Origin of the sequence: Moraxella sp. RCAD0137 (genome assembly GCF_002894025.1) — a bacterium.
Classification (GTDB): Bacteria; Pseudomonadota; Gammaproteobacteria; order Pseudomonadales; family Moraxellaceae; genus Moraxella; species Moraxella porci.
In genome coordinates this window covers 1-1,664 of the sequence record NZ_LTCC01000032.1, presented here as the reverse complement: position 1 = coordinate 1,664, position 1,664 = coordinate 1, and the positions used below count along the sequence as shown (strand labels likewise).

Here is a 1,664-nt window from a genome sequence, read left to right as displayed (position 1 = left end):
TTTATCCTTCGTTGCCGTAAAACCACCGACTTCAGGCGGTGGATATAAGGCAACTCCGCAATCATGTTTACGCATGGACGTTGTTTAGCGTGGTGTATTCTGCTGTTCAATGTACTGGCGGATAATCTCGATTGGAGCACCGCCACAACTGCCTGCAAAATAGCTAGGCGACCACAACGCATCGCCCCATAATTGTTGCTTAATGGACGGATATTCTTTCTTACGCAATAGCCGACTAGAAACACCTTTCAGACTATTAACTAGACTAGAAATAGCCACTTTAGGCGGATAGACTACCAGTAAATGCACATGGTCGCTCTCACCATCAAACTCAACTAATTGTGCCTCAAACTTTGAACAAACTTCCTCAAAGATAACCTGCATATCGCCTAAAATCTCTTTAGTGAATACTTTTCTGCGGTATTTAGCCACAAAGACCAAATGTACATGGAGATTGTAAACAACATGCCTACCACGTCTTAAATCATTTGACATATAATTAGACCAACTGTAAAATATAAAAATCCAATTATACTTAAATCCATGAAAACACTCAAGCTACGCATACGAGATAAACACACAGACCAACTTAACCGCCTAAGCGGTTCGGTCAATTTTGTGTGGAATTACGTCAATGACTTGAGTTACAAATACCTGCAAAGAACAGGTAAATTCTTGTCTGCGTATGACCTAAACGAATATACCAAAGGTAGCGGTGAGTTACTTGGCTTACACTCGCAAACTATCCAAGCCATTAACGAAACCCACGCCAAAAGCCGTAAGCAATTTAAAAAAGCCAAACTATCATGGCGAACCAACAACCCCGATGCCAAGCGTAAATCGCTTGGCTGGCTACCGTTTAAACAATCCGCCATTAAACACATCGCTACTTACCAAACAGGCAAAAAAGGATTAAAATCAACCTTACAGCTTAGTTTAGCTAAAGGGCAAAAGTTAATCATTGACCTATGGGACAGCTACAACCTTAGCCTATACCAAATTAACACCTGCGAACTGGTGCAAGACAGCCGTAATCGTTGGTATGCGTGTATTACCGTCAAAGACTATCCAAAAACCGAGTGCGGAACAGGTAGTGTAGGCATTGACCTAGGCTTAAAAGATAGTGCCACCGCCTCAAATGGCGACAAGCTACAAATCAAGCAAACGCTCAAATATGCCAAAGCGTTAGCCATTGCTCAACGAGCCAAAAACAAACAGCGTGTCAAGGCAATCCATGCCAAAATTAAAAATACACGCCAAGACCTCATACACAAATTCACCACAGGGCTAGTTAAGAATAACGCCCTAATCGTGGTTGGTGATGTAAAAACCACCCAATTTAACAGTAAAAAAGGCAAACTAGCCAAATCGGTTTACGATGCAGGTTGGTTTGAACTGAAACGACAACTGACCTATAAGTGCGAGAACGCAGGTTGTCGTTTTGAAATCGTATCAGAGCGATACACTACCCAAACTTGCTCGTGCTGTGGCGATATGTCCAGTAGTCCGAAAGGTAGAGCAGGTTTGCGAATAAGAGAATGGACTTGTGCAAAGTGTGGCACATGGCATGATAGAGATATTAATGCCAGTCGGAACATTCTTGCGGTCGGGCTTGGCCGTCTGGGAGCAGGAATCCCCTCACTTTAGGGAGGGGAGGAAGTCAA

General features: G+C 43.1%; 2 protein-coding genes. One reads left to right on the top strand and one right to left on the bottom strand.

Annotation, left to right across the window (positions count from 1 at the left end):
- Positions 1 to 84: 84 nt before the first annotated feature.
- Positions 85 to 495: an IS200/IS605 family transposase gene (gene tnpA / locus AZ602_RS09870; protein ID WP_103034743.1), complete on the bottom strand. Its 411-nt coding sequence runs from the start codon at positions 493 to 495 to the stop codon at positions 85 to 87.
- Positions 496 to 543: 48 nt separating this feature from the next.
- Here tnpA and AZ602_RS09865 point away from each other — a divergent pair, with 48 nt between their 5' ends.
- The gene (locus AZ602_RS09865) at positions 544 to 1,647 is read left to right on the top strand and encodes an RNA-guided endonuclease TnpB family protein (protein WP_103034742.1); all 1,104 of its coding nucleotides are present in this window, start codon (positions 544 to 546) and stop codon (positions 1,645 to 1,647) included.
- The last annotated feature ends 17 nt before the right edge of the window (positions 1,648 to 1,664 follow it).

What these genes read in the sequence shown, in the direction of transcription:
- tnpA (WP_103034743.1), bottom strand. Translation starts at nt 495, where the DNA reads ATGTCAAATGATTTAAGACGTGGTAGGCATGTTGTTTACAATCTCCAT.
- AZ602_RS09865 (WP_103034742.1), top strand. Translation starts at nt 544, where the DNA reads ATGAAAACACTCAAGCTACGCATACGAGATAAACACACAGACCAACTT.